Origin of the sequence: Variovorax sp. YR634 (assembly GCF_900106655.1) — a bacterium.
Classification (GTDB): Bacteria; Pseudomonadota; Gammaproteobacteria; order Burkholderiales; family Burkholderiaceae_C; genus Variovorax.
Map to the genome: position 1 here is coordinate 178,543 of NZ_FNOL01000002.1, position 22,121 is coordinate 200,663.

General features: G+C 66.3%; 24 protein-coding genes. 9 read left to right on the forward strand and 15 right to left on the reverse strand.

What is annotated here, in order from left to right; all coding sequences use genetic code 11:
* Positions 1–192: 192 nt before the first annotated feature.
* Positions 193–1,314 carry an MBL fold metallo-hydrolase gene (locus BLV60_RS04985; protein WP_093050883.1) on the forward strand — a complete coding sequence of 374 codons (1,122 nt, stop codon included), beginning with the start codon at positions 193–195 and terminating at the stop codon, positions 1,312–1,314.
* Here the strand turns inward: BLV60_RS04985 and BLV60_RS04990 are convergent.
* The 8 genes from BLV60_RS04990 to BLV60_RS05025 form a co-directional block, all read right to left on the reverse strand.
* Entirely contained in the window at positions 1,311–1,832 is a 522-nt protein-coding gene (locus BLV60_RS04990; protein WP_093050886.1) for a hypothetical protein, read from the reverse strand. The genes BLV60_RS04985 and BLV60_RS04990 overlap by 4 nt on opposite strands.
* A 47-nt stretch (positions 1,833–1,879) precedes the next feature.
* Positions 1,880–2,071, reverse strand: a complete 192-nt coding sequence (locus BLV60_RS04995) for a hypothetical protein (protein WP_093050889.1) — start codon at positions 2,069–2,071, stop codon at positions 1,880–1,882.
* Positions 2,071–4,479 (reverse strand): DNA topoisomerase IV subunit A, encoded by a 2,409-nt coding sequence (gene parC, locus BLV60_RS05000; RefSeq protein WP_093050892.1) that lies wholly within the window; start codon positions 4,477–4,479, stop codon positions 2,071–2,073. Before parC ends, BLV60_RS04995 begins: the two co-directional genes overlap by 1 nt.
* A 55-nt stretch (positions 4,480–4,534) precedes the next feature.
* Positions 4,535–5,656: a Kelch repeat-containing protein gene (locus BLV60_RS05005; protein ID WP_093051823.1), complete on the reverse strand. Its 1,122-nt coding sequence runs from the start codon at positions 5,654–5,656 to the stop codon at positions 4,535–4,537.
* 14 nt (positions 5,657–5,670) lie between these two features.
* Positions 5,671–6,579 (reverse strand): lytic transglycosylase domain-containing protein, encoded by a 909-nt coding sequence (locus BLV60_RS05010; RefSeq protein WP_093050896.1) that lies wholly within the window; start codon positions 6,577–6,579, stop codon positions 5,671–5,673.
* A 19-nt stretch (positions 6,580–6,598) separates the two neighbouring features.
* Complete coding sequence (locus BLV60_RS05015) at positions 6,599–7,057, reverse strand: hypothetical protein (RefSeq protein WP_093050899.1); 459 nt, start codon at positions 7,055–7,057, stop codon at positions 6,599–6,601.
* A 30-nt stretch (positions 7,058–7,087) separates the two neighbouring features.
* The gene (locus tag BLV60_RS05020; protein ID WP_093050902.1) at positions 7,088–9,085 is read right to left on the reverse strand and encodes a DNA topoisomerase IV subunit B; all 1,998 of its coding nucleotides are present in this window, start codon (positions 9,083–9,085) and stop codon (positions 7,088–7,090) included.
* A 90-nt stretch (positions 9,086–9,175) separates the two neighbouring features.
* Entirely contained in the window at positions 9,176–9,631 is a 456-nt protein-coding gene (locus BLV60_RS05025; protein WP_093050905.1) for a DUF2846 domain-containing protein, read from the reverse strand.
* Between the two features lie 179 nt (positions 9,632–9,810).
* Here BLV60_RS05025 and BLV60_RS05030 point away from each other — a divergent pair, with 179 nt between their 5' ends.
* The 6 genes from BLV60_RS05030 (at position 9,811) to BLV60_RS05050 (ending at position 14,760) form a co-directional block, all read left to right on the forward strand.
* The gene (locus BLV60_RS05030) at positions 9,811–11,040 is read left to right on the forward strand and encodes an MFS transporter (protein ID WP_093050907.1); all 1,230 of its coding nucleotides are present in this window, start codon (positions 9,811–9,813) and stop codon (positions 11,038–11,040) included.
* A 24-nt stretch (positions 11,041–11,064) separates the two neighbouring features.
* A complete protein-coding gene (locus BLV60_RS34300; RefSeq protein ID WP_176928714.1) occupies positions 11,065–11,205 on the forward strand; it encodes a hypothetical protein in 141 nt (46 codons plus the stop codon).
* A 13-nt stretch (positions 11,206–11,218) separates the two neighbouring features.
* Positions 11,219–11,788, forward strand: a complete 570-nt coding sequence (locus BLV60_RS05035) for a class I SAM-dependent methyltransferase (protein ID WP_093050910.1) — start codon at positions 11,219–11,221, stop codon at positions 11,786–11,788.
* A 43-nt stretch (positions 11,789–11,831) separates the two neighbouring features.
* Positions 11,832–12,758 (forward strand): 4-hydroxy-tetrahydrodipicolinate synthase, encoded by a 927-nt coding sequence (gene dapA / locus BLV60_RS05040; RefSeq protein WP_371127351.1) that lies wholly within the window; start codon positions 11,832–11,834, stop codon positions 12,756–12,758.
* Positions 12,759–12,898: 140 nt separating this feature from the next.
* Complete coding sequence (gene bamC, locus BLV60_RS05045) at positions 12,899–13,978, forward strand: outer membrane protein assembly factor BamC (RefSeq protein WP_093050915.1); 1,080 nt, start codon at positions 12,899–12,901, stop codon at positions 13,976–13,978.
* 5 nt (positions 13,979–13,983) lie between these two features.
* Positions 13,984–14,760, forward strand: coding sequence for an MBL fold metallo-hydrolase (locus tag BLV60_RS05050; RefSeq protein ID WP_093050917.1), 777 nt, complete (start codon positions 13,984–13,986; stop codon positions 14,758–14,760).
* Positions 14,761–14,839: 79 nt separating this feature from the next.
* Here the strand turns inward: BLV60_RS05050 and BLV60_RS05055 are convergent, their stop codons facing one another.
* From BLV60_RS05055 to BLV60_RS05065, 3 genes are all read right to left on the reverse strand, one after another.
* On the reverse strand, positions 14,840–15,094 hold the full coding sequence (locus BLV60_RS05055) for a hypothetical protein (RefSeq protein ID WP_093050920.1): 255 nt from the start codon (positions 15,092–15,094) through the stop codon (positions 14,840–14,842).
* 93 nt (positions 15,095–15,187) lie between these two features.
* Positions 15,188–15,694 (reverse strand): hypothetical protein, encoded by a 507-nt coding sequence (locus tag BLV60_RS05060; RefSeq protein WP_093050923.1) that lies wholly within the window; start codon positions 15,692–15,694, stop codon positions 15,188–15,190.
* Positions 15,684–16,826, reverse strand: a complete 1,143-nt coding sequence (locus tag BLV60_RS05065; protein ID WP_093050926.1) for a JmjC domain-containing protein — start codon at positions 16,824–16,826, stop codon at positions 15,684–15,686. The genes BLV60_RS05060 and BLV60_RS05065 overlap by 11 nt, the downstream gene beginning before the upstream one ends.
* Positions 16,827–16,840: 14 nt before the next feature.
* Here BLV60_RS05065 and BLV60_RS05070 point away from each other — a divergent pair, with 14 nt between their 5' ends.
* Positions 16,841–17,365, forward strand: coding sequence for an FKBP-type peptidyl-prolyl cis-trans isomerase (locus tag BLV60_RS05070; RefSeq protein WP_093050929.1), 525 nt, complete (start codon positions 16,841–16,843; stop codon positions 17,363–17,365).
* Positions 17,366–17,442: 77 nt separating this feature from the next.
* On the opposite strand, the gene BLV60_RS05075 is transcribed toward BLV60_RS05070, so the two are convergent.
* The 4 genes from BLV60_RS05075 to coaBC all read right to left on the reverse strand — a co-directional run bounded on the left by BLV60_RS05075 (position 17,443) and on the right by coaBC (position 20,265).
* Positions 17,443–17,943, reverse strand: coding sequence for a glycine zipper 2TM domain-containing protein (locus BLV60_RS05075; protein ID WP_093050932.1), 501 nt, complete (start codon positions 17,941–17,943; stop codon positions 17,443–17,445).
* A gap of 184 nt (positions 17,944–18,127) precedes the next feature.
* Positions 18,128–18,574, reverse strand: a complete 447-nt coding sequence (gene dut / locus BLV60_RS05080) for a dUTP diphosphatase (protein WP_007835673.1) — start codon at positions 18,572–18,574, stop codon at positions 18,128–18,130.
* Positions 18,575–19,042: a hypothetical protein gene (locus BLV60_RS05085; protein ID WP_256328867.1), complete on the reverse strand. Its 468-nt coding sequence runs from the start codon at positions 19,040–19,042 to the stop codon at positions 18,575–18,577.
* Positions 19,042–20,265 carry a bifunctional phosphopantothenoylcysteine decarboxylase/phosphopantothenate--cysteine ligase CoaBC gene (coaBC, locus tag BLV60_RS05090; protein ID WP_093050936.1) on the reverse strand — a complete coding sequence of 408 codons (1,224 nt, stop codon included), beginning with the start codon at positions 20,263–20,265 and terminating at the stop codon, positions 19,042–19,044. The genes BLV60_RS05085 and coaBC overlap by 1 nt, the downstream gene beginning before the upstream one ends.
* A 122-nt stretch (positions 20,266–20,387) precedes the next feature.
* On the opposite strand from coaBC, the gene BLV60_RS05095 reads away from it, so the two are divergent.
* Positions 20,388–22,070 (forward strand): CTP synthase, encoded by a 1,683-nt coding sequence (locus BLV60_RS05095; protein ID WP_093050939.1) that lies wholly within the window; start codon positions 20,388–20,390, stop codon positions 22,068–22,070.
* The last annotated feature ends 51 nt before the right edge of the window (positions 22,071–22,121 follow it).

The window sequence follows — 22,121 nt, forward strand, 5'->3', positions numbered from 1 at the left end:
GAAGCTTTCCAGTGTGCCGAACCTGGCAGGGGCCCGCCATACGGCTCATGGCATAGGAAGGCCGGGGGACATTCGCGCAGGGGAGACCGATATACCCCCGCGCCCCAAATGTTTCTACCGCTGAAACCATTGAAACGTTCGCCGGGGCTACTCTCGCGCCATCCTGCAAACAAAGATCCAGAGGGTTTTCTCATGGCTGACGATTCGGGCTCCCAGGGCTCCTACCTGCCCCAACTGCTGCGCCGCGGCACCGTGCTGGCCGCGGCCGGCTGCGCCCTCGTCGCGGGCTGCAGTGCCGCCGGCAGCGGCGAGACGCGCTATGACAGCTCGCCGCAATTCAAGGACGGCGGCTTCCACAACATGGCCAACCCCGACCTGCCCGCCCAAGCCAGCGCATGGCGCATCTGGTCGCGCTTCATCGTGGGCAGCAAGGTCGACACCGTGCCGGTCGATGCAATTCCGGTGAAGGCGCTGGACCGCGGTGCGCTCGATTCGCTCGACGTCAAAGCCAACCACGTGGTGCGCCTCGGCCATTCGTCGCATCTGCTGAAGCTGCGCGGCAAGTATTGGCTGATCGACCCCGTGTTCAGCGAACGCGCGTCACCCGTGCAATGGGCCGGGCCGAAGCGCTTTCACCAGCCGCCGATCACGCTCGAACAACTGCCACCCATCGAGGGCGTGATCCTCTCGCATGACCACTACGACCACCTCGACGTGGCAACCATCGAATACCTCTCGAAGAGCGTGCAGCGCTACTTCGTGCCGCTGGGCGTGCGCGCGCGGCTGATAGTGATGGGCGTGCCGGCAGAGCGCGTGACAGAGCTCGACTGGTGGCAAGGCGGCGAACACGACGGCGTGAAGCTCACCGCCACGCCCGCACAGCACTTCTCGGGCCGTACGCTGAACGACCGCGACCGTACGCTGTGGGCCTCATGGGTGGTGCAAAGCGGCGACCAGCGCCTCTTCTACAGCGGCGACTCGGGCTACTTCCCGGGCTTCAAGCAGATCGGCGAACGCTTCGGCGGCTTCGACATCGCGCTGATGGAAAACGGCGCCTACGACACCATGTGGCCCGCCGTGCACATGACGCCCGAGCAGAGCGTGCAGGCCTTCGAAGACCTGCGCGGCAAGGTGTTCTTCTCGGTGCACAACAGCACCTTCGACCTGGCGTTCCACACCTGGCACGACCCGCTGGACCGCATCGCTGACCTGGCGGAGGCGAAGAAGATCGAGCTGGCGACGCCGGTGATCGGCGAAGTGGTGACGGTGGGGCAGGCGCGGACCAACACGCGGTGGTGGCAAGGGTTGCGCTAGTCGCAACGCGAGGCGCTGGGCTCCTCGATACGTGAAACCTCGCCGTTTCCGGCCAGAGCAATCCTGCGCAACTGAATGGTGCAACGAGGCGCCGATGCAGGCCAGAGAAAAATCGCTTCGTACTGTTCACCACTGCGAGGGACGAAGCGAACGGTTCCCACGCAATTCGACCACACGGTGCTGCCGCCAGCCAGCAGCACCACTTCAACGTCCGCCGGAATGATCCGCTCAGAGCTCATGAAGTCGGTACTCAGACGGGGCGCCATGCCTACCCTCCTGGACTCCGATCGCTCGTTGAAGAGCACACCGCCCTTGGGTCCCTCCCTGCGGCAACTCTCGCGCACCGCGAAGGAGTAAGAGATCACCCGGGCCGACGCATTCTGGACAACACGCAGCCTTGCAGTCCTGTCGCCCGTCGCGTCCTTGTATTCGACGCTCGCACACCCCGACAACACAGCCGCTGCGCCTGCGAACGCGATATAGCGAACGCAACCGAGCAGTCCCTCAGCTACTGCCATAACGCTCTCTCCTCCTGCTGTTCGACTCCAAGCGCAAGCGGCCATGTTTACTCGCCGCGCTCCTTGCGCTCCCGCGCGCGCCGCACCTGGCGCGTCTCGTTGGCCTGCGACGCAATGCGGTTCTTCTCGCGCTTCTTCGCCGCCCGCTTCTCGCGCATGCGACGGCCCAGCACATAACTGCCAAGGCCCGTGACCACGGCAATGAAGATCCCGATGACGCTGATGTCGATGCCGCCCATCACAGCACCCGCACGATGCTCGTCGGCTTGAAGCCCAGGTCGGCCGCCTTGCCCTTGCGCGCGCGGCTGCCGCGCGCGTTGTTGAGGGTGCGGATTTCCAGCGTCTCTTCTCGCTCCTTGGCACCGCGGCCGATGCCTTCGATCTTCACGCTGCGCGTGTAGGCAGCGGCTCCGGCCAGGGTGTCCTTGGCCTCGAGGTCGATCAGCGTGAGGCCACGGCCGCCCTTCGGCAGGCTCTTGAGCTCGGTGATGTCGAAGGTCAGGATGCGGCCGCCGGTCGAGGCGCAGGCCACATGCGTGGCCGGGAGCATCGGCTCAGCGCCACTTGCGCCACCCACCAGCGACGGACGGCACAGCTGCTCGCCCTCGCCCACGTCGATGAAGGCCTTGCCGCCGCGCTGGCGCGACATCATGTTCTCGACCGTGGCGATGAAGCCGTAGCCGCCGGTGTTGGCCAGCAGCACGCTGGCGCCCACCGGGCCCGCGAAGAAATGCGTGACGTGCGTGCCGGCATCGAGCTCGATGAGCGTGGTGACGGGCTGGCCGTCACCACGTGCGCCGGGCAGCGAGGCCACGGGCACGGTGTAGACGCGCACGCTCTTGTCCTTGGCGCTGCCGAACACCAGCAGCGTGTCGACGCTGCGGCACTCGAAGGCGCCGTAGAGCGAGTCGCCCGACTTGAAGCTGTATTCGGGCGTTGCGCCCTTTTCTCCATTCGCACCGTTGCCCGCGGCCTTCTCGCTGGCCCAGCCCTTCTGCGCACGGACCCAGCCCTTCTGCGACACGATGACGGTGACGGGCTCGTCGACCACCTTCACTTCGGCCACTGCGCGCTTCTCGGCCTGGATCAGCGTGCGGCGCGCGTCTTCAAAAGTCTTGGCGTCGGACTCGATTTCCTTCACCAGCAGGCGGCGCAGCGCGGCCGGGCTGCCGAGGATGTCCTCGAGCTTCTTCTGGTCCTCGCGCAGTTCCTTGAGCTGCTGCTCGATCTTGATGGCTTCGAGCCGCGCAAGCTGGCGCAACCGGATTTCGAGGATGTCCTCCGCCTGCACTTCGCTGAGATTGAAGCGCGCGATGAGCGCCGCCTTCGGGTCTTCCGCCGCGCGGATGATCGCGATCACCTCGTCGATGTTCAGCAGCACCAGCTGCCGGCCTTCGAGGATGTGGATGCGGTCCATCACCTTGCTGAGCCGGAACCGCGAACGCTTCTCGACGGTGATCTCGCGGAACGCGATCCACTCGTTGAGCATCTGGCGCAGCGACTTCTGCGTGGGCTTGCCGTCGATACCGACCATCGTGAGGTTGATCGGCGACGAGGTTTCGAGCGAGGTCTGCGCGAGCAGCGTGGTGATGAAGTCGTCCTGGCTGATGCGCGAGGTCTTGGGCTCGAACACCAGGCGCACGGCAGCGTCCTTGCTGGACTCGTCGCGCACTACGTCGAGCACCGACAGCATCGCGGCCTTCAACTGGGTCTGCTCGGCGGAGAGCGCCTTCTTGCCGGTCTTGACCTTCGGGTTGGTGATTTCCTCGATTTCCTCGAGCACCTTCTGCGTGCTGACGCCCGGCGGCAGCTCGTTGACCACCAATTGCCATTGCCCGCGCGCCAGGTCCTCGATCTTCCAGCGCGCGCGCACCTTGAGCGAGCCGCGGCCGGTGCGATAGGCGTCGGCGATGTCGCTCGCACTGCTGATGATCTGCGCGCCACCCGGGTAGTCGGGGCCGGGCACGATGGCGAAGAGCTCTTCTTCGCTGAGCTTGCCGTTCGACTTGATCAGCGCCACGCAGGCATCGGCAATCTCGCGCAGGTTGTGACTCGGGATTTCGGTGGCCAGGCCCACGGCAATGCCGCTCGCGCCATTGAGCAGCGTGAACGGCAGCCGCGCGGGCAGCAGGCGCGGCTCCTCGGTGCTGCCGTCGTAGTTGGGAATGAAATCGACCGTGCCTTCGTCGATCTCGTCGAGCAGCAGGCTGGTGATGCGCGCCAGGCGAGCTTCGGTGTAGCGCATGGCCGCGGCACCGTCGCCGTCGCGGCTGCCGAAGTTGCCCTGGCCATCGACCAACGGATAGCGCTGCGAAAAATCTTGCGCCATGCGCACCAGCGCGTCGTACGCGGCCTGGTCGCTGTGCGGGTGGAAGCGGCCGAGCACGTCGCCGACCACGCGCGCGCTCTTCACGGGCTTGGCGCCCACAGTGCCGTTGGTGCCGCCGAAGCCCAGGCCCATGCGCGACATCGAGTACAGGATGCGGCGCTGCACCGGCTTCTGGCCGTCGGACACATCGGGCAGCGCGCGGCCCTTGACCACGCTGAGCGCGTATTCGAGGTAGGCAGTCTGGGCGTAGTCGGCGAGGGTCAGGGTCGTGTCGCCGTCGGTAGGACCCTGGAGATCGAGCGGAGGTTGGGAATCCATGAAAGAGAAGGTGAGAAAAACAGTTGCTGCGGGCCGTGCGCGAGGGTAGTCGCGATCAGCCCAGTGTGAATGCCTCGTGCACCGCGGACTGCACGGCCCCGCCGAGCACCGCGCCGCCGCCCGCGACGTAGATCCAGTCGCCGATGACGGCCGCGCCCACGGCGTGGCGCGGCGTGGCCATGGGAGCGTGGCGTTGCCAGGTGTCGTCCACGGGGTTGTAGCTTTCCATCTGGCCGAACACCTTGGCCTGGCGCGGTACGCCGCTGACGAGAATGCCGCCCTCCCCGCCCATGGCGAAGAAGCGGCCTCGATACACCACGAGGCCATGGCCCGAGCGCGCGGTAGGCAGCGGCGAGCGCAGCTCCCAGGTGTCGCGTGCGGGCAGGTAGACGTGATGCAGGTCGGTGTTGTATTCGAAGGTGTTGAAGCGTCCGCCGATCACGTGGATCTGGCCGCCATGCGACACGCAGCCGACGTGGTCGCGTGCGCCGGGCAGCGGCTTGGCGGTGGACCAGCGATCGGCCTTGGGGTCGTAGACCTCGTGCCAGCTGACGCTCGCGCGTTCGGCAGCAGGCTCCGACGCTCCGCCGATCAGGTGAAGCGCGCCGTCGAGCATTACCGCAGCCGCCGCGCCGCGCGGTCGCGGCAGCGGCGCGATGGCAGTCCAGCGGTTGGCGGCGATGTCGTAGACGTAGGCGTTCGTGTCGGAGCGGCGGTTCTGCTCGACGAAACCGCCGAGCGCATAGACGCGGCCACCCTCGGCCGTCACCGCGACATGGTTGGCGCCGCGCGGCAGGGGCGCGCCGTCGAGCCAGCGGTCGGCCTTCGGGTCGTAGATGTGGTGGTAGTCGCGGTTGACTTTGCCCTCGCCATATCCGCCGACCACATGCATGCGCCCCATCGCGGCGGTGGCCCAGGCCATCTCGCTGCGCGGAATCGGCAAGGCCGCGCGCGGCTCCCAGCGGCCTTGCGGGCCGGGCGGCGCGGTGCTCTCGGTGAAGCGCTGCGCCTCCTGGTCGGGCGTCATGTGGTGCGGCACGCCGCCCTGCAGCTTGGCATAGGGCTCGGTGGACGAAGGCGCCGTCGGCAGCGTGTCGTGCGTGGCCGGATGCTGTGCACGCACGGTGCCTGCCACCATGCCGGCAGCGGTCGCGAGAACGAAGCTTCGACGGTGCATGCCGGACTTCTTCATCAGGACAGCGGTGCGCCGGGCGCATCGGCCGCGCCGGTCGGCACCGCCGAAGGCTCGGGAATGTCGGGCATGGTCGGCATGTTGCGCGGCGCGTCGGACGGCATGTTGCCGCGGCCGATGGCCCCGCCCTGCGGCACCGTCAGTTCCATGCGGATGCGGCCCGGCGTCTTGCCACCACGCACGGCACCACCGCCACTACCGCCCGTTGCCACGGACGGCTTCAGGTACGCATACAGCTGCAGCACGGTCTGCACGTAGTTCTGCGTTTCCTTGTAGTTCGGGATCTTGTTGCCCGCGCGCTGCACCGCCCCCTCGCCCGCGTTGTAGGCGGCCAGCGCCAGCTCGATCTGGCCCGGGAACATCGCGATCAGGTCGCCGAGGTAGCGCGAGCCGGCAGCGATGTTGATGCGCGGGTCGAACAGCTTTTTCTCGATGGTCGCGCGCTTGTCCGCCGACACGCCGTAGCGCTGAGCCGTCGCGGGCATCAGTTGCATGAGGCCCATGGCGCCCTTGGGCGAGACGGCCTGCGCGTCGAAGCCCGACTCGGTCGCGATGAGTGCCTGCAGCAGTTCGTAGTCGATCGAATGCTTGTTCGATGCGTCGCGCAGCGCCGTCTTGGCGGTCTTGTAGCCGGGCGATGCCTCGAACATGGCGAGCAGGCTCTGCGAGGCAGGTGACACCTTGCCGTCGAGCTTGCGGCCACCACGGCCCAGCGGAGAAATGCCTTGCGCCGTGTCGAAGCTCTGGCCGCCGCGAAAGAAGATCTGGTAGCGCTCGTCGATCTTTTCGGAAGCGAAGTGCGCGATGCCCTTGCTGTCGATGTAGCCGTAGATGTCAGCGGCGTGCGCGCCCTGCAGCGACAGCACAAGGCCTGCACACAGCATGAAGGGGCGAAACCAGCGTGTCATGGCAATGCGTGTCCTGTCGTCAGAACCACCAGCCGTAGCGCTTGCGGCGCTCGGCGTGAACCGCAGCGTCGTCGCTCATGCCGCGCACACGCCCGAAGCCCTTCAGACCGGCCCAGATCAGCACGCCGCCAACCGACACAGCGAGGACAACGGCTGGCACCTGCCCGGGCTGGATACCCTCGACGAACATTGACGCGGCAATCAGGAGGCAGACGAACGCACCGCCCCAGCAGACGAGCCGGCGCATCCACAGCCAGCCAGTGGCGACGGTCCGCTCCGCCAGGCTGGGCTGGGCGTTGTCGTTGACCGCCTCGTCCCACCAGCCCGCCCAGAGGAACACGAACACGAAGAACACGAACAGCCCGGAAAAGAACAGGTCCGGCGGTGCGATGGCCGGATGGGCGCGCGCCAGCATGGCAATCGCGCCTGCAACGCAAGCCCCTGCCAGCGAACCGCAAATGATCTTGTGCCCGTTCATGCCCTGTCGTGAGGAATATTCCGGTCGGAATCAGACGTCGATGTCGACATCGTCGGCGCGCAACTCCATGAGTTCGCGCCGGGCTGCCGCTTCGCCCTTGCCCATGAGCTTGGTGATCTCGCCCTGGGTGGACGTGAAGTCGAACCGGCCCAATTGGACCTGCATCAGGCGCCGGGTGTCAGGATTGAGCGTGGTTTCCCACAATTGTTCCGCGCTCATTTCGCCCAGGCCCTTGAAGCGGCTGATGCTCCAGGCGCCTTCGCGCACGCCATCTTTACGCAATTTGTCGAGCGTGGCGGTCAGTTCGCCCTCGTCCAGCGCATAGACCTTGGAGGCCGGCTTCTTGCCGCGCGCGGGCGCATCGACCCGGAACAATGGCGGCTTTGCGACATACACGTGGCCGGCTTCGATGAGTTTCGGGAAGTGACGGAAGAACAGCGTGAGCAGCAGCACCTGGATGTGCGAGCCGTCCACGTCGGCATCGCTCAGGATGCAGACCTTGCCGTAGCGCAGGCCGCTCATGTCGGGCGTGTCGTTGGGGCCGTGCGGATCGACCCCCACGGCGACCGAGATGTCGTGGATTTCGGTGTTGGCGAACAGCCGGTCGCGCTCCACTTCCCAGGTGTTGAGCACCTTGCCGCGCAGGGGCAGGATCGCCTGGCTTTCCTTGTCGCGGCCCATCTTGGCGCTGCCGCCAGCGGAGTCGCCCTCGACCAGGAAGACTTCGTTGTGGCTGATGTCCTTGCTCTCGCAATCAGTGAGCTTGCCGGGCAGCACGGCCACGCCGGAGCCCTTGCGCTTCTCGACCTTCTGGCCGGCGCGCTGGCGCGTCTGCGCGGCCTTGATGGCCAACTCAGCCAGCTTCTTGCCGTAGTCGACATGCTGGTTGAGCCATAGCTCGAGCGCGGGACGCACGAAGCTCGACACCAGGCGCACGGCATCGCGCGAGTTCAGGCGTTCCTTGATCTGGCCCTGGAACTGCGGATCGAGCACCTTGGCGCTCAGCACGTACGAAGCGCGCGCAAACACGTCTTCGGGCAGCAGCTTCACGCCCTTCGGCAGCAGCGAGTGCAGTTCGATGAAGCCCTTCACCGCGGTGAAGAGGCCGTCGCGCAGGCCGCTTTCGTGCGTGCCGCCGGCGCTGGTGGGAATCAGGTTGACGTAGCTCTCACGCACTGGCTGGCCGTCTTCGGTGAAGGCCACGCACCAGTCGGCGCCCTCGCCTTCGGCGAAGTTGTCGGCGTTCTTGTCGGCATGGCCGCTGCCTTCGAACAGCGGGATGACGGGGTCGCCGTTGAGCGTCTGCATCAGGTAGTCGCTCAGGCCGCCCTTGTAGAGCCACTGCTGTGTTTCCTTGGTCTTCTCGTTCGTGAGCGTGACGCTCACGCCGGGCATCAGCACGGCCTTGCTGCGCAGCAGGTGCGTGAGCTCGCCCATGGGCAGCACGGCGGTTTCGAAGTACTTGGCGTCGGGCCAGGCGCGCACGGTGGTGCCCTGCTTGCGCTCGCCCGCTTCGAGCTTGCGGATTTCGAGCGCCTCGATCACATCGCCGGCACTGAAGGCCAGCTTGGCGGCCGAGCCCTCCCGGTGCGAGGTGACTTCGAGCCGCTTCGACAGCGCATTGGTCACCGACACGCCCACTCCGTGCAGGCCGCCCGAGAAGCTGTAGGCGCCGCCCGAGCCCTTGTCGAACTTGCCGCCCGCATGCAGCCGGGTGTACACGAGTTCGATCACGGGGGCCTTTTCTTCAGGGTGCAGGCCGAAGGGAATGCCTCGGCCGTCGTCTTCGACGCTGACCGAGCCGTCGGTGTGCAGGGTGACCTTGATCTTCTTGCCGTAGCCCGCGAGCGCCTCGTCGGCCGCGTTGTCGAGCACTTCCTGGATGATGTGCAGCGGGTTGTCGGTGCGGGTGTACATGCCCGGGCGCTGCTTGACGGGCTCAAGGCCCTTGAGCACGCGGATGGAGCCTTCCGAGTAGCCGGAGGATGCGGACGGTGAATTGGGGGGAGTCTTGGGGGGAGTCGCCATGGGGGCGGATTGTAGTCAGTCGCCGCCAAATGACTGGATACCCATACAGGAGCCTCCGGCCGCAGCCGGAGGTTTGCATGATGGCCGGGCCTACTTGTCGATGATGACCTGACCGGTGTAAGCCAGCGAGGCAAGCTCGGGCCTGGCCTTTTCAGCCGGTTCCATGTCCAGAACGATGCCCCCGGTCACCAGGCCGAACGACGGCGACATGCGCACGTACTTCGTTTCGCCGGCTTCGAGGGAAATGCCGAGCGTCTTCCTCAGGTCGCTCATGGTCGCAGCCTGGTAGGTGCCGGCGGGACGGTCGACATAGAAGAAGCCACCGGACTTCGAAGCTCCCACCACCACCTTGTCGAGGCGAATGAGCGGCTGCAATGCCGAGCCGTAGGGGGTTGCAGCGCGGAAGAAAAAGATGCGGCCTTCGCCGGGCTTCACCTTGGGAATGGTGCCGGACATGTCCTGATATTTGGTGCCGGTAACGGCGCAGCCCGCGGTCGCGATCGTCATCACCGTGAGTACGGCAAGCTTCAGGGCGGTTCTTCTCATTGTTTGAATTCCTCGTGAGGAAAAAGCACTGCAGATGAATGTAACGAATTACAAACACGGATTTACGAGGCCCGCGTCAGCTTGATGCGCCGATTGCATCAAAGCCGCCCTGATAAATCATCAATGGCTTTGGCCGCCGTGCCACCTGCCAAAGCAGGCGAATCGTTACATTCGAAGTCATGCAATCCCCCGCCGCCCCTGCTCTCTCGGTCAAGCAAGTCCTGTTCTGCGGGGCAATGATCGTCACTCTCTCGATGGGCATCCGCCACGGCTTCGGGCTCTGGCTGCAGCCGATCACGCAGGCGCAGGACTGGAGCCGGCAGACCTTCTCGTTCGCGCTGGCCATCCAGAACCTCTCGTGGGGCATCTTCGGCGTGTTCGCGGGCATGCTGGCTGACAGGTTCGGCGCGTTCCGGGTGTTGATCGGCGGCTCGGTGTTCTATGCGCTGGGGCTGTTCGGCATGGCGCATTCGCCGACGCCGCTGCTCTTCACACTGAGTGCGGGCGTGCTGATCGGCGCGGCGCAGGCAGGTTCGACCTATGCGGTGATCTACGGCGTGATCGGGCGGCAGATTCCGGCCGAGCGGCGATCGTGGGCCATGGGCGTGGCGGCGGCGGCCGGCTCGTTCGGCCAATTCCTGATGGCGCCCATCGAGGGGCGGCTGATCGGCCACCTGGGCTGGCAGACAGCGCTGGCCGTTGTGGCGGTGCTGGTGCTGGTGATCATCCCGCTGGCCTTCGGCCTGCGCGAACCGAAGACGGCAGCGCTGGCCGGGCACCGCGAACAGTCGGTGCTGCAGGCGGTGGGCGAAGCCTTCCGCTACCCGAGCTTCGGGCTGCTGATGGCGGGCTACTTCGTCTGCGGCTTCCAGCTGGCGTTCATCGGCATCCACATGCCGACCTACCTGCGCGACCGCGCGCTGCCGGCCGAGGTGGCAGGCTACGCGCTGGCGCTGATCGGGCTGTTCAACGTGTTCGGCACGTATACGGTGGGGCTGCTGGGGCAGAAGCTGGCCAAGCGCAAGATCCTCGCGGCGATCTACTTCGCACGGGCCGTGTCGATCGCGCTGTTCCTGATGGCGCCGATCTCGCCGCTCAGCGTGTATGTGTTCTCGGCGGCAATGGGCTTCCTGTGGCTGTCCACCGTGCCCGCGACCAATGCGATCGTGGCGGGCATCTTCGGCGTGGCGCATCTATCGATGCTCAGCGGCTTCGTGTTCCTGAGCCACCAGGTCGGCTCGTTCCTGGGCGTGTGGCTCGGTGGCTACCTGTACGACACCACCGGTAGCTACGACATCGTCTGGTACATCGCGATCGCGCTGGGCGTGTTCGCGGCGCTGATCAACCTGCCGGTGAAGGAAAGCGCCATTGCGCGCTCGTCGCCGCAGCCTGCCGGTGTCGCAGGCTGACGGGATTGCGTATAAACCAGGGCCATGACTCCGCAAATGCGCCACCACATCATCCACGCGGGCTGGCTGGCCGCCGCGCTGGCTGTGCTGGGTGGCGTATTCGCGCTTTACGTGCACCCGGACTTTCTGGTGACGCTGGTCGATCAGATCTGGTCCTGCTTCTGAGGCCGGGCCGGCCATGAAAGACGTAGCACCCATGCACGGCCTGTCCGCGCCTTCCGAATGGATCGTCCGCTGGTCGCACCTGCTCGCGCCTGGCGCCACGGTGCTCGACGTGGCCTGCGGCGCCGGGCGGCACATGCAGTGGTTCGCGGGCCGCGGGCACCCGGTCACCGGTGTCGACCGCTCGCCCGAAGCCATCGAGGCAGCCGGCGCCTTCGGCCGCACCGTCGAGGCGGACATCGAATCCGGCCCCTGGCCCTTCACCGGCCAGGCCTTCGGCGCTGTCGTCGTCACCAACTACCTCTGGCGCCCGCGCATGGCCGACATCGTGGGCGCTGTGGCGCCGGGCGGCGTGCTGCTCTACGAAACCTTTGCCGCGGGCAACGAGACCGTCGGCAAGCCCTCGCGCCCCGACTTCCTGCTGCAGCCCGGCGAGTTGCTGGCGGCCTGTGCCGGCCTGCGGGTGGTGGCCTACGAAGACGGCTTCATCCCCGAACCGGCGCGCTTCGTGCAGCGAATCGCGGCCATACGCCCGGCCGCACCCGACGCCGGCCAGCCGGCCCGCCACCTCCTTAAGGGAAACTGAGGGGGCCGGAGCGGCTGTCTTGCGGGGCGCCGGAGTAAGTAGAATCGGCGCTTTCGTCCACCGACAAAGAGATTCCCCCTTGGAGCAACTGACAGGCAGCATCGTCGCGCTCGTCACGCCGATGCACGACGACGGCAGTGTCGACTACCCCGCCCTGCGGCGGCTCATCGACTGGCACATCGAAGAAGGCACCGACTGCCTTGGCGTGGTCGGCACCACCGGCGAATCGCCGACGGTCGATGTCGAAGAGCACTGCGAAATCATCCGTGTCTCGGTCGAGCAGGCCAAGGGCCGCGTGCCCGTGATGGCCGGCTGCGGCGCGAATTCGACCAAGGAAGCCATCGAGCTCGCCAAGTTCGCCAAGGGCGTTGGCGCCGATTCGCAGCTCCAGGTCGTGCCGTACTACAACAAGCCCACGCAAGAGGGCCAGTACCAGCACTTCAAGGCCATTGCCGAGGCCGTGGGTGACCTGCCCATCGTGCTTTACAACGTGCCCGGCCGTACCGTTGCCGATATGGCGCACGACACCGTGCTGCGCCTGGCGCAGGTGCCCGGCATCATCGGCATCAAGGAAGCCACCGGCAACATCGAGCGGGCCCAGTGGCTCATCCGCGACCTGCCGAAGAACTTTGCCGTCTACTCCGGCGACGACCCGACCGCGGTCGCGCTCATGCTCTGCGGCGGCCAGGGCAACATCAGCGTCACGGCCAACATTGCGCCGCGCAAGATGCACGAGCTGTGCGTGGCGGCGCTGGCAGGCGACGTCAAGCGCGCCATGCAGATCCAGTTCGAGCTCATGCCGCTGCACCGCAACCTCTTCGTCGAGCCCAACCCGATTCCGCTGAAGTGGGCCATGGCCCGGCTCGGCCTTTGTGGCGGCGCGCTGCGCCTGCCGCTCACCGAACTCGGCGAAGCGAGCCGCCCCGCAGTCGAAGGCGCCCTGCGCGCCACCGGCCTGCTGAAGGGCTGAGCACCCCTCCCCCTACATTCCGGAACTGCCTTTTCCCTGGTCGCAGCAAGGTTAAGCAACCTTTTGCCCGAACCGTGCTCTGAGATGGCGGGCACTGCGGCCCATAGATAGACCGAACCATTCCAACAAGGAAGACGACGTTGAAGAACCTTTCGCGACTTGCACTGCTGGCCCTCGTTGCCAGCCTCGCCGCCTGCTCCGTCCTCGAGAGCGACAAGATCGACTACAAGAGCGCAGGCAAGGCCCCGACGCTCGAAGTCCCACCCGATCTCTCCCAACTCTCGCGCGACAACCGCTATGCCATTCCCGGCGGCGCCGTGACTGCCAATGCCTACCAGGCCGGCATCGCCAACGCCCCCGGCATCCCCACCGCCGTGAGCAACATCGGCGACGTGCGCATGGAGCGCTCGGGCACGCAGCGCTGGATCATCGTCAACCGCACGCCTGACCAGCTCTGGGACCCGGTGAAAGACTTCTGGCAGGAAAGCGGCTTCCTGCTGACCACCGACCAGCGCAACCTGGGCATCATGGAAACCGACTGGGCCGAAAACCGCGCCAAGCTCCCGCAGGACATCATCCGCGGCACGCTGGGCAAGCTGGTCGATTCGGTCTACTCGACCGGCGAACTCGACCGCTTCCGCACCCGCCTGGAGCGCACGCCGACCGGTACCGAGATCTTCATCAGCCACCGCGGCATGCAAGAGGTCTACAACAACTCGCGCCAGGACCAGACCGTGTGGCAGCCCCGCCCCAGCGATCCTGAACTCGAGACCGAATTCCTGCGCCGCCTGATGGTCAAGCTCGGCGTCTCGCAAGAGCAGTCGAAGATCCTGGCCGCCACCACCGCGCCGACCAAGACCGCCACCATCGCCAAGGTCGGCAACCAGCCGGTCGTGCAGATCAGCGAAGGCTTCGACCGCGCATGGCGCCGCGTGGGCCTCGCGCTCGACCGCACCGGCTTCACCGTGGAAGACCGCGATCGCAGCGCCGGCCTGTACTACGTGCGCTACGTGACGCCCGATCCCGACAAGAAGGAGCCCGGCTTCTTCGGCAAGCTGTTCAGCGGCTCGAGCAAGACCGAAGCGCCGCTCAAGTTCCGCATCTCGGTCAAGGGCCAGGGCGAAGCCACCACGGTGTCGGTGCTCAACGAAACCGGTGCGCCCGAAACCTCGGCGAATGCCGAGCGCATCGTCAAGGTCATCGCCGACGACCTGAAGTAACCCGCATGCTCCGCTTCCGAAGTCTCGGCAGCGGCAGCACGGGCAACGCCGCGCTGGTCGAAGCGACCAGCGGCGGCCGCACCTCCCGCCTCCTGATCGACTGCGGCTTCGGCCTCAAGCAGCTCGATCTGCGGTTGGCCCAGGCGGGCCTTGCCGCCGGCGACATCGATGCGGTCTTCGTGACCCATGAGCACGGCGACCACATCGGCTGCGCCCATTCGCTGTCGCGGCGCAACCGCATTCCAGTCTGGATGAGCGAAGGCACGTGGCTCGCCACCGGCGGCCGCGATTTCGAGGGCCTGCTGAACCTGGCGCGCGACGATGCGGAGTTTGCGGTCGGCGACATCTGCGTGCAGCCCTTCACCGTTCCCCATGATGCACGCGAGCCGCTGCAACTGCGCTGCACCGACGGCAACCGCACGCTGGGCGTGCTGACCGATCTGGGCCACGCCACGGCCCACGTGCTGGCCCGCCTGAGCGGTGTGCATGCGCTGTTGCTGGAGTTCAACCACGACAGCGATCTGCTGGCCAACTCGGCTTATCCGCCTTTTCTCAAGCACCGCGTTGGCGGCAACTACGGGCACTTGTCGAACACGGCCGCGGCCGAGATCGCGCGCGCGGTGCTGCACGACGGCCTGCGCCATGTGGTCGCGGCGCACTTGAGCGAGCAGAACAATCGGCCCGAGATCGTGCGGCGCCTGATGGCCGAAGCGCTCGGCGGTAATGAAGCCGAGATGCTTACCGCCACCGCATCAGAGGGCTCGCCCTGGCTCGACGTGTGAGCCGAAGCGTCCTCACTCTCTCCTAAGAAAAAAAGCCGCCTCATGGCGGCTTTTTGCATGGCGAATGCCGAGGCCTTGCTTATTGCTTCGGCGCTTCATTCTTCTTCGCGGCCTCGGTAGCTGCGTTCGCGGCATCGAGTGCCGACGAAGCACCGGGTGCAGGCGCTGCGGCGGGATCGGTGGCAGGCGCAGGGGCCGGAGCGGGCGCAGGTTCGGTCACGGGCGCAGGAGGCGGCGTCACGACAGCCGGCGCTGCATCCTCCTTCTTTCCGCAGGCGACGAGCGCGGCAGCGGCAATCAGCGAGGCAATCAGGACGGACGATGACTTCTTCATGGAATCTCCTTTGGCAATGAAGGTCTGGACGAAAAAATTCTAGACCTGCATACCCGCCCGAATATGTCTCGCGGCCGCATTCGCGGCATTGGCTTACAAGCCGAGTGTCGATGCCGGAAAGGCGGGCCGCGCAAGGCGCCAGCACTCGTCGATGGCCTCGCGCAACGCACGGCGCGCACGCGCGTCGTCACCGCTCACGCCCCTGCTGCGCTCGGGGTCGATGCGGTGCACGAACCACGTGGGCGTCCAGATGGCGCTCGGCACTTCGGAGCCCGCGGCCTTGCCGGTGGCGCGGCATTCGATGATGTGGTCCCACATGCGGCGCCACGGCACGAAGCGCGCGTGGCCTCGTTCGAGAACATCGAAGCGCTGCGCGAGCAACATCAGGCGGCGGCCGCTGGCCGACCAGGCCTGCAGTGCTTCGATGGTCGCGCGCTCGCCCAGGGGCCAGTCGGCAAAGTCGGGGTCGCTGAAGACGACCTCTTTCCAGCCCTGCTGCGCCGCGACCGACAGCGCGCCGCGCAGGAGTGCATCGAAGGCCTCGCGGCCATCGAAGCGCCCTTCGGGCAACGATAGGCCGGGCGCGTCGTCATTCGGCATGAAGCCACCCTGCCTCGCACCACTCGCCCAGCAACGCGAGTGCGCCTTCGCTCGCGCGCGCCAGTTCGCGTGCGCCGAGCGCGCGCTGGTCGGCCAGACGGCGCATCAGCGTCGCGTCGGCACCGCCCGCGCGAAAGCTCTCGCCGTTGATGTAGATGTGCCGCGTGTCGTAGAGCATGCGCGTGCGGCGGTCGAGCGCCACGTGCTGCATCGCATCGGGCGCCTCGCCGCCTTCGCCGAACCAGACGTTGGCCTTGGGCTCGGTGAGTGACTCGCCCAGTGCGCGATCGACGGCGTCAGGGTCGCGCAGTGCGGCCTCGATGGCCTTGCGCGCGAAGCCCTGGAGCGCGGCAGGCATTGCGGCCGGCGCATCGACCGCGGGCTGTGCCGGATCGCGGTAGCGCGCCAGCTCGGCCGGGCCTGCATCTTCCAGGTCTTCCGCGTACGCCTGCGCCATGCGCGCCAGCAGGTCTGCGCCGAGCTCGCCCAGGGCCGACGAACGCAGGCCGATGGAGCAAGTCATGCAATCGTCGCCCACGGCCACGCCGTCGTGGGCATAGCGCGGAGGCAGATACAACATGTCGCCGGGCTCGAGCACGAAGGTCTGCTCAGGCTCGAAGTTCTCGAGAATCTTGAGCGGCACGCCCGGCTGCAGGCGCAGATCGCTCTGCTTGCCGATGGACCAGCGGCGGCGTCCCTGTGCCTGCAGCAAGAAAACGTCGTAGCTGTCGAAATGCGCGCCCACGCCGCCGGTGTCGCTCGCGTAGCTGATCATCAGGTCGTCGAGGCGGGCGTCAGGTAGAAAGCGAAACTGCCGCAACAGTTCGTGCACACCCTCGTGATGCAGGTCGACGCCCTGCACCAGCAGCGTCCAGGCCGGCTGCTTCAACGGCGGCAGGGCGCGCCGGGCCAGCGGCCCATGCTTGAGCGACCAGCCAGCCTTGCCGTGGCGGATCAAGCGCGATTCGACGTCCTCACGCTCGGCCAGGGCGAACAGCTCAGTACGCTCGATCGGTGGCACCATCGCGGGTATCGCCTGGCGGACGAGCAAAGGTTTTTTCTGCCAGTACCGCCGCATGAACTGCGCGGCGCTCAGGCCGCCGAGCAACGGCAGCGGTTGGTTAATCTCCATGGGAGAATTCTGCAATGGAAATCTCTGAACAATGCGTGGTCGGCTTGACCTGGACCATGAAAGACACGCTCGGCGACGTGCTGGATGTGCTCGACGAGCCGGTGGAATTCATGGTCGGCGGCGACGATCTCTTCGACGTGATCGAAGCGGCCCTGCAAGGCCATGAGCCCGGCGCCCGGGTGCAGCTGCAAATTGAACCCGAACAGGGCTTCGGCGACTTCAACGACCAGCTGCTCTTTCTGGAACCCCGCTCGCTCTTTCCCGAAGGCACGGAAGAAGGCATGACCTTCGACGGCTCCGCCCTGCCCAAGGGCGTGAACAGCAACATTCCAAAAGACGCGATCTACACCGTGGCCGAGATCTATCCCGATCACCTGGTGCTCGACGGCAACCATCCGCTGGCCGGCATCGCGATCCGGCTCGACATCACGGTGCGTTCGGTGCGCGAGGCCACCGAAGAGGAAGTCGGCCGCGGTTCGGCGGGCACGGGCTTCTTCAAGGTGTCGCCGATGGCGCCAAGCAACCAGACGCTGCACTGACCAAAGGGCCGCCAGCGAGTGCCCACAAAAAAGCCGGGCGGCGCCCGGCTTTTTCACGCCCCGAAGGACGAAGCGACTTACATGCGCGAGATCTGACCGTTGTCGATGCGCACGCGGTCGCCGATGCGCAGGTCGCCCGGGCTCTGCACGTCGAAGGCGCGGAAGCCGCCACGGTCGGTCTGCACCGACACGCGATAGGTTTCATAGGCGCGCGGGCCGTTCTGCTGGGCCTCGATGGTGTTGCCCAGCAAGGCGCCGCCCACGATGCCCAGCGCGGTGGCTGCGGCACGGCCATTGCCGCGCCCGAACTGGTTGCCCACCACCCCACCGATGACGCCGCCGGCGACAGCGCCGCCGCCCGTGGTGCCGGTGCCAGCGGTTTCGCTGCGCAGCACCTCGATGTTGGCCACGTGGCCATACTCGACGTAGGAAGCTTCGCGGTACTGAATGGCCTGCGGGGGCGCCTGGTACGGATAGCGCGAGGTCTGGTAGACCGGCGCCGGTGCCACGCATGCCGTAAGCGTGACCACGGCCAGCACGGAAGCGGTGACGGAAACAAAGCGCATTGAGATCTTCATGTTGGGAGGCTCCTCGAATAGAACGATGCATGAAGAATGCATGCATCGGCTTGTGTCTGCCTGACTAACGCCGCAGCGCCCGCTGCGATGACGTCAGAACACACACTGATACCTTCGAGGCCGGCCGGCCTTTGCCGGTTCCGCTCTTTACCGCTCGGAAACCCAACTTCCCTCCCAGATCGGCTCAGTGCTTGCCCGTGGAGCCGTAGCCGCCCTCGCCCCGTTGCGAAGGTGCAAAGTCTGTGACCACCCGAAACTGCGCCTGCACCACCGGCACGATCACCAGTTGCGCGAGCCGTTCCATCGGCTGCAGCACGAAAGGCGTGTCGCTGCGGTTCCAGGCGCTGATCTTCAGCTCGCCCTGGTAGTCGCTGTCGATCAGGCCGACGAGGTTGCCCAGCACGATGCCGTGCTTGTGGCCCAGCCCGGAGCGCGGAAGGATCAGCGCCGCATAGGCCGGGTCGGCCAGGTGGATGGCAATGCCGGTGCCCACGAGCTGCCAGCCATTGGGCTCCAGCGTGATGGGGGCATCGAGGCAGGCCCGCAGATCGAGGCCGGCGCTTCCGGGAGTGGCATACGCGGGCAATTGATCCACCATGCGCGGATCGAGGATACGAACGTCGACTTTCACTTACTTGCTGCCTTGCTTCTGTTGCTGTTCTTTTTGCTTGCGGGCGGCTTCCTCTAGCACCTGCTGCCATTTGGCGACGCCGGGGGTGAGCTTCACGCCCTTCAATTTCTTGCCGAACCAGACGGCCAGGCCCGCCAGCAGGACCAGCACGCCGAACGGCACGCCGGCCGCCCACAGCACGAGGAACGCCAGTGCGCCGCCGACGCCCAGCACCTTGAGGGTCAGGGGGTCGAACGACCCGGGCTGTGACTTCGGCACTTCGCCGTTCGACGCTGCCTCGTTGCGTTGCTGCATGGCGGCAGTCACGGGGCCGCCCTGCTGCCCGGGTGCCGTCGTGATGCCGACATCGAGCCCGGGCTCGCCGGGCTGCGCTGCCCTCTTCGGCAACGCGGCCTGCGCCGACAGCCGCTCGACATAGCGAGCGAAGTCGCCGTTCGGCGGCGTGTTCCATTGGGGATTCAGGTTCATCAGACCCTCCAGTCGGTAAGCCGGGCTGCAATTTCGGTCATCAGTTCGCGCGCCAGCGTGAGCTTGGGCGCGCGCGGAAGCTCACGCACGCCGTTGGCGTCCACCAGCAGCAGCGCGTTGTCGTCCTGCCCGAAGGTCAGTGGGCCGATGTTGCCGACCAGCAGCGGAATGCCCTTGCGCTCACGCTTGGCCTTGGCGTGCTCGGCGAGGTTCTCGCTCTCGGCCGCGAAGCCAACGCAGAAGAGCTTCTTCGACTGGGCCCGCTCGCTCTTGGCGACCGTGAGGAGGATGTCGGCGTTCTCCACGAAATTCAGCACCGGTGTCTTGCCACTGCCGTCCTTCTTGATCTTCTGGTCGCTGTGCGTTGCGGGCCGCCAGTCGGCCACGGCGGCTGTAGCTACAAAAATGCTAGCAGACTGCGCAGCACGGGTGGTCGCTTCGAGCATGTCTTGCGCCGACAGCACGTCGACGCGCGTCACGCCGCGCGGGGTCGGCAGGTGCACCGGGCCGGCCACCAGCGTGACCTCGGCGCCCGCCTCGCGGGCCGCACGGGCAATGGCAAAGCCCATCTTGCCGGACGAATGGTTGGTGATGCCGCGGATCGGGTCCAGCGCCTCGAAGGTCGGGCCGGCCGTGACCAGCACCTTCTGCCCCGCCAACAGCTTGGGGCTGAAGAAGGCGGTGATGTCCTCGAGCAGCTGCGCCGGCTCCAGCATGCGGCCGTCGCCGGTTTCGCCGCAGGCCTGCCAGCCATTGCCCACGCCCAGCACGGTCGCGCCATCGGCCGACACCTGCATCAGGTTGCGCTGCGTGGCGGGATGGACCCACATCTCGCGGTTCATGGCCGGCGCGATCAGCAGCGGGACGCGGTCCATGGGGCGGGCCAGGCACATCAGGCTCAGAAGGTCGTCGGAGCGGCCCTGCACCAGCCGCGCGATGAAGTCTGCGCTGCAGGGCGCCAGCACGATCGCATCGGCCTCGCGGCTCAGGTTGATGTGCGGCATGTTGTTGGGCTCACGCGTGTCCCACTGCGAGGTGTAGACGGTGCGCCCGGAGAGCGCCTGCATGGTCACGGGAGTGATGAACTGCTCCGCCGCCTCGGTCATGACGACCTGGACGGTCGCGCCCGCCTTGACGAACAGGCGGCACAGCTCGGCCGACTTGTAGCAGGCGATGCCCCCTGTGAGGCCCAGGACGATGTGTTTGCCGGCGAGATCTTGCATGGGGCGTATTGTTGCTCACATGCCATCGAACAAGCGGCAACAAGCCCTTGGCGAAAGGTGTCGCGAAGGGCACACCTATAATCGCAATTTCCCACTGCCCGGATCTATGGTCCGGAACTGGCATGACCAAATTTGTCTTCGTCACCGGTGGTGTCGTTTCTTCCCTTGGCAAGGGAATCGCCTCCGCCTCGCTCGCCGCGATCCTCGAATCGCGCGGCCTCCAAGTCACCCTCATCAAGCTCGATCCGTACATCAATGTCGACCCCGGCACGATGTCGCCCTTCCAGCATGGTGAAGTGTTCGTCACCGATGACGGCGCCGAGACCGACCTCGACCTCGGCCACTACGAGCGCTTCATCAACACGCGGATGCGCAAGGCCAACAACTTCACGACTGGCCAGATCTACAAGACCGTGCTCGAAAAAGAGCGCCGCGGCGACTACCTCGGCAAGACGGTGCAGGTGATTCCGCACATCACCAACGAAATCCAGGAATACATCAAGCGCGGCGCCGGCATCGGCACGGCGCACGAGGTGGACGTGGCCATCGTCGAAATCGGCGGCACCGTGGGCGACATCGAGTCGCTGCCCTTCCTCGAAGCCGTGCGCCAGATGAGTCTGCGCATGGGCCCGAACAACTCGGCCTTCGTGCACCTGAGCTACGTGCCCTGGATCGCCGCCGCCGGCGAGCTCAAGACCAAGCCCACGCAGCACACCGCCAAGGAACTGCGCGCCATCGGCATCCAGGCCGACGCCCTGCTGTGCCGCGCCGACCGCCCGATTCCCGACGACGAGCGCGCCAAAATCTCGCTGTTCTCGAACGTGCCCGAATGGGGCGTCATCTCGATGTGGGACGTGGACACCATCTACAAGGTGCCCCGCATGCTGCACGAACAGGGCCTGGACGGCCTGATCTGCGACAAGCTGCGCATCAACACCCCGCCCGCCAAGCTGCAGCGCTGGGACGATCTGGTGTACGAAGTCGAGCATCCGCAAAAGGAAGTGTCGATTGCCATGGTCGGCAAGTACGTCGACCTGTCGGACAGCTACAAGTCGCTGAACGAAGCACTGCGCCACGCCGGCATGAAGAACCATGCCCGCGTGAAGATCGACTACATCGACTCCGAGACCATCTCGGCACAAGACGTGTCGCGCCTGGCCAAGTACGACGCCATCCTGGTGCCCGGCGGCTTCGGCCAGCGCGGCGTCGAGGGCAAGATCTCGGCTGCCCGCTTCGCCCGCGAAGGCAAGGTGCCCTACCTCGGCATCTGCCTGGGCATGCAGGTCGCCACCATCGAATACGCCCGCCACGTGGCCGGCCTGAAGAACGCCAACAGCACCGAGTTCGACCCCGAGACGCCTACCCCCGTGATCGCGCTGATCACCGAGTGGAAGGACCGCGACGGCACGGTGAAGACGCGCGACGAGAAGTCCGACCTCGGCGGCACGATGCGCCTGGGCGCGCAAAGCTCCGACGTGGCTCCCGGCACGCTGGCGCACAGCATCTACGGCGACGTGGTCACGGAGCGCCACCGCCACCGCTACGAAGCCAACGTGAACTACCTCGACGAGCTGCGCAACGCCGGCCTCGTGATCTCCGCGCTCACGCAGCGCGAGCACCTGACCGAGATCGTCGAGCTGCCGCAGGACGTGCACCCGTGGTTCATCGGCGTGCAGTTCCACCCCGAGTTCAAGTCGACCCCGTGGGGCGGCCACCCGCTGTTCAACGCCTTCATCAAGGCTGCGCTCGAGCACAAGGACAAGGGCGCCGGCAGCACCAACAAGACACTGAAGGCGGTCGCATGAGCGCCGCGCCGGGCCGCCCCAAGCAAGCTCGCGCCGCAGTGCGGAGCACGG

What these genes read in the sequence shown, in the direction of transcription:
- BLV60_RS05055 (WP_093050920.1), bottom strand. Translation starts at nt 15,094, where the DNA reads ATGAAGAAGTCATCGTCCGTCCTGATTGCCTCGCTGATTGCCGCTGCC.
- parC (WP_093050892.1), bottom strand. Translation starts at nt 4,479, where the DNA reads ATGGATTCCCAACCTCCGCTCGATCTCCAGGGTCCTACCGACGGCGAC.
- BLV60_RS04995 (WP_093050889.1), bottom strand. Translation starts at nt 2,071, where the DNA reads ATGGGCGGCATCGACATCAGCGTCATCGGGATCTTCATTGCCGTGGTC.
- BLV60_RS05015 (WP_093050899.1), bottom strand. Translation starts at nt 7,057, where the DNA reads ATGAACGGGCACAAGATCATTTGCGGTTCGCTGGCAGGGGCTTGCGTT.
- BLV60_RS05025 (WP_093050905.1), bottom strand. Translation starts at nt 9,631, where the DNA reads ATGAGAAGAACCGCCCTGAAGCTTGCCGTACTCACGGTGATGACGATC.
- BLV60_RS05095 (WP_093050939.1), top strand. Translation starts at nt 20,388, where the DNA reads ATGACCAAATTTGTCTTCGTCACCGGTGGTGTCGTTTCTTCCCTTGGC.
- BLV60_RS05020 (WP_093050902.1), bottom strand. Translation starts at nt 9,085, where the DNA reads ATGGCGACTCCCCCCAAGACTCCCCCCAATTCACCGTCCGCATCCTCC.
- BLV60_RS05065 (WP_093050926.1), bottom strand. Translation starts at nt 16,826, where the DNA reads ATGGAGATTAACCAACCGCTGCCGTTGCTCGGCGGCCTGAGCGCCGCG.
- BLV60_RS05010 (WP_093050896.1), bottom strand. Translation starts at nt 6,579, where the DNA reads ATGACACGCTGGTTTCGCCCCTTCATGCTGTGTGCAGGCCTTGTGCTG.
- BLV60_RS05050 (WP_093050917.1), top strand. Translation starts at nt 13,984, where the DNA reads ATGCTCCGCTTCCGAAGTCTCGGCAGCGGCAGCACGGGCAACGCCGCG.
- BLV60_RS05035 (WP_093050910.1), top strand. Translation starts at nt 11,219, where the DNA reads ATGAAAGACGTAGCACCCATGCACGGCCTGTCCGCGCCTTCCGAATGG.
- BLV60_RS04990 (WP_093050886.1), bottom strand. Translation starts at nt 1,832, where the DNA reads ATGGCAGTAGCTGAGGGACTGCTCGGTTGCGTTCGCTATATCGCGTTC.
- BLV60_RS05075 (WP_093050932.1), bottom strand. Translation starts at nt 17,943, where the DNA reads ATGAAGATCTCAATGCGCTTTGTTTCCGTCACCGCTTCCGTGCTGGCC.
- BLV60_RS05060 (WP_093050923.1), bottom strand. Translation starts at nt 15,694, where the DNA reads ATGCCGAATGACGACGCGCCCGGCCTATCGTTGCCCGAAGGGCGCTTC.
- BLV60_RS05005 (WP_093051823.1), bottom strand. Translation starts at nt 5,656, where the DNA reads ATGCACCGTCGAAGCTTCGTTCTCGCGACCGCTGCCGGCATGGTGGCA.
- BLV60_RS05070 (WP_093050929.1), top strand. Translation starts at nt 16,841, where the DNA reads ATGGAAATCTCTGAACAATGCGTGGTCGGCTTGACCTGGACCATGAAA.
- BLV60_RS05030 (WP_093050907.1), top strand. Translation starts at nt 9,811, where the DNA reads ATGCAATCCCCCGCCGCCCCTGCTCTCTCGGTCAAGCAAGTCCTGTTC.
- BLV60_RS34300 (WP_176928714.1), top strand. Translation starts at nt 11,065, where the DNA reads ATGACTCCGCAAATGCGCCACCACATCATCCACGCGGGCTGGCTGGCC.
- BLV60_RS04985 (WP_093050883.1), top strand. Translation starts at nt 193, where the DNA reads ATGGCTGACGATTCGGGCTCCCAGGGCTCCTACCTGCCCCAACTGCTG.
- coaBC (WP_093050936.1), bottom strand. Translation starts at nt 20,265, where the DNA reads ATGCAAGATCTCGCCGGCAAACACATCGTCCTGGGCCTCACAGGGGGC.
- BLV60_RS05085 (WP_256328867.1), bottom strand. Translation starts at nt 19,042, where the DNA reads ATGAACCTGAATCCCCAATGGAACACGCCGCCGAACGGCGACTTCGCT.